Raw genomic sequence first — 3,113 nt, forward strand, 5'->3', positions numbered from 1 at the left:
ATGCAGAAGAAGGTGCTCGTCGGCGGCAGCATCGGCCAGTTCGTCGAGTTCTACGACTTCACGCTCTACGGGCTCTCGGCCGTCATCCTCTCCGAGTACTTCTTCCCCGACGGCGACCGGGTCACCGGCCTGCTCGTCATCTTCGCCACCTTCGGCGTCGCCTTCGTCATGCGCCCCCTGGGCGGGCTGTTCTTCGGTGCCCTCGGTGACAAGGTCGGCAGGCGCAAGACGCTGACGGTCACGATCTTCCTCGTCGGCATCTGCACCGCTCTCATCGGCATCCTGCCCGGCTTCGACCAGATCGGCTGGTTCGCGCCCATCCTGCTCATCCTCGCCCGACTGGGCCAGGGCTTCTCCGCCGGCGGCGAATCGGTCGGCGGACCCTCCTTCGTCTACGAACACGCACCGGTGGGCAAGCGCGGACTGTGGATCAACATCACCCTCGCCGCCACCGCACTGCCCTCTGTCTTCGCCGGCGGCCTCATCCTGCTGCTCTCGACTGTGATGAGCGACGCGTCCTTCGACTCCTGGGGCTGGCGCATTCCCTTCCTCTTGGCTCTGCCGCTCTCGGCCGTCGGTCTCTGGATCCGCTCGCGCACCGACGAGTCCGATCTGTTCAAGAAGACCGCGGCCGAACGCCCCAAGGAGTTCAGCCCGATCCGCGACTCCTTCCGCGAGAACTCGGTGGGCATGCTTCAGGTCTTCTTCGTCCTCGGACTCACCGCCCTGGGCTTCTACATGCTCTCGGCCTACTTCGTCACCTACATCCAGACCACCGGCGACCTCACCCGCGAACAATCACTGCTGACGAATGCCATCGCCATGGCCAGTTACACGATCTTCCTTCCCATCGCCGGAGCCATCGGCGACAGAGTCGGACGCAAACCCATGCTCATCGCCGGCTCCATCCTCCTGGCCATCACATCGATCCCCGCATTCGGCCTGGTCACCAGCGGCAACATGGGCCTGGCGTTCCTCGGACAGACGATCTTCGTCATCTCCCTGTGCTGCTACGGCGGAGGCTGCTACACCTTCTTCTGTGAGCGCTTCTCCACGAAGACCCGTTTCACCTCGGCAGCGATCAGCTACAACATCTCCTACGCCATCCTCGGCGGAACCGCTCCGTTCGTCGGCACCTGGCTCGTCGACATCACCGGCGTCAACACCGCACCAGGGTTCTACATGACCATCTGCGCGGTGATCGTCCTCGTCCTCATCTTCGTCACCCGCCTCCCCGAGACCCGGGGCCGGCTGGGGTGACCGCCGGGCCACCTCGGCGATCCGAATCCCACTTCAGCACCAGACTCGCAAGAGAAAGAGACGCACCATGACCACAGCATCCCCCGGAACTTCGACCGCAGCCTCCTCGTCTGCGGCAGCGTCCAGCGACGCTGCCTTCCTCACCGACTTCCACCACGTCGCCACATTCGGCGCCACCGACAACGACGGCGTCGACCGGCAGGCACTGACTCTCGAGGACAAGCAGAGCCGTGACTGGATGCGCGGCTGGGCCGAAGGCAACGGCTTCGAGGTTCGCGTGGATGCGATCGGCAACATGTTCGCCTGCCTCGAACTCGTCCCCGACGCCCCCTACGTCCTCATCGGTTCACACCTGGACTCCCAGCCTCTGGGCGGTCGCTTCGACGGTGCCTACGGAGTCATCGCAGCCCTCTTCGCAGCCCTGCGGGTCAAAGAGAACGTCGCCGAATCCGGGCAGAAGCCCCGATTCAATATCGCCGTGGTCAACTGGTTCAACGAGGAAGGCGGACGCTTCGCCCCGTCCATCATGGGCAGCTCCGTCTACGCCGGACTCTTCGACCTCGACGAGATGCTCGCCGTCCAAGACCTCGAAGGCACGTCAGTCGCCGAGGCGCTCGCCGCAATCGGCTACAACGGCACCGACGCCCCACCCGAGGCGATCTCTTACGCGGAGATCCACATCGAACAGGGCCGCATACTCGAGCGTGAGGCCACGAACATCGGCGTCGTCGAATCCAGCTGGTACACGCAGAAGCTCGACATCGACGTCCTCGGCGAACAGTCCCACACCGGCGCCACCGCCATGGCCGATCGCCACGACGCCCTCGTCGCAGGCGCAAAGATCGTCCTCGCCGTCGCCGACGTGGTCAACGAGTTCGCCGACGAAGCACTCGTGTCCTCGGTCGGCCAGCACGTCGTCGAACCCAACTCACCCATCGTCGTCCCCCGCCGCGTGCACATGGTCGCCGACCTCCGGTCCTCCGATCCGGACATCGTCAAGGCCGCCCGGGATACCCTGCACCAGCAGATCGCGAGCATCGCCCTGGAGCATGACATCACGATTAAGGTTGAGGACTTCGACGTCCGCGGCAAGCTCTATTTCCCGGAGACCGGTGTCGAGCTGGCTGAGAAGGCCGTGGCCAATGAGGGGCTGTCGATCCGTCGCCTCGAGACCATGGCCGGCCACGACTCTGTGGCCATGAACCACAGGGTGCCCGCCGTGATGATGTTCGTGCCCAGCGTCGACGGCGTCTCCCACTGCGAACGCGAGTTCACCACCGACGAGGACATGATCCGCGGCCTCGGCGTCCTCACCAACGTCGCCACGGAGTTGGTCAACGGTGAACTCAGTGAGGACCGCGAGGGTGAAGTGTGGGTCGGGAAATCCGTCGCCGAGGCACGCGCATGACCAACAGCGAACCCTGGGCACTGTCCGCGACCGAGGCACTGTCGAAGTTTCGGTCGAAGGAACTCTCCCCGGTCGAATACCTCACCTCCCAGATCGGAAGGATCACGTCCGAGGACGAGCGCATCAATGCGGTCACGGAGGTCGTGGAGGAGGCGGTCACCTCGGCGAGGGAGGCCGAAGGCTTCTACGCACACGCATCGAATGATGAGCTCACCGAGGCGGCCGCCGCCCGGCCATTGCTCGGCCTGCCCGTGATCGCCAAGGAGAAGCACGCGATCGCCGGGCGGACGCTGAGCCAGGGGCTCATCCACGAACGCGACACCGTGGCCGGAGCAGACGGGGCGATCATCGCCCGCATCCGCGCAGCCGGAGGGTTCGTCCATGCCCGAGCGACCTCGCCGGAACTCAGCTGCGCGACGGTCACCCATTCCCCGATGTGGGGCGT

At 65.1% G+C, this 3,113-nt stretch carries 3 protein-coding genes; all 3 read left to right on the forward strand.

Annotation, left to right across the window (positions count from 1 at the left end):
- A partial coding sequence (locus L0G76_RS15100) for an MFS transporter (RefSeq protein ID WP_096162514.1) occupies positions 1-1,260 on the forward strand: 1,260 nt, incomplete at its 5' end.
- Between the two features lie 67 nt (positions 1,261-1,327).
- Positions 1,328-2,668 carry a M20 family metallo-hydrolase gene (locus tag L0G76_RS15105; protein WP_301537158.1) on the forward strand — a complete coding sequence of 447 codons (1,341 nt, stop codon included), beginning with the start codon at positions 1,328-1,330 and terminating at the stop codon, positions 2,666-2,668.
- The coding region (locus tag L0G76_RS15110) for an amidase family protein (RefSeq protein WP_304357970.1) at positions 2,665-3,113 on the forward strand (449 nt) is incomplete at its 3' end. The genes L0G76_RS15105 and L0G76_RS15110, both read left to right, overlap by 4 nt.

Source organism: Brevibacterium picturae (assembly GCF_030453725.1).
In the GTDB taxonomy this organism is placed as follows: domain Bacteria; phylum Actinomycetota; class Actinomycetes; order Actinomycetales; family Brevibacteriaceae; genus Brevibacterium; species Brevibacterium sandarakinum_A.

Coding starts and splice junctions, on each gene's coding strand:
- L0G76_RS15105 (WP_301537158.1), top strand. CDS start 1,328: ATGACCACAGCATCCCCCGGAACTTCGACCGCAGCCTCCTCGTCTGCG.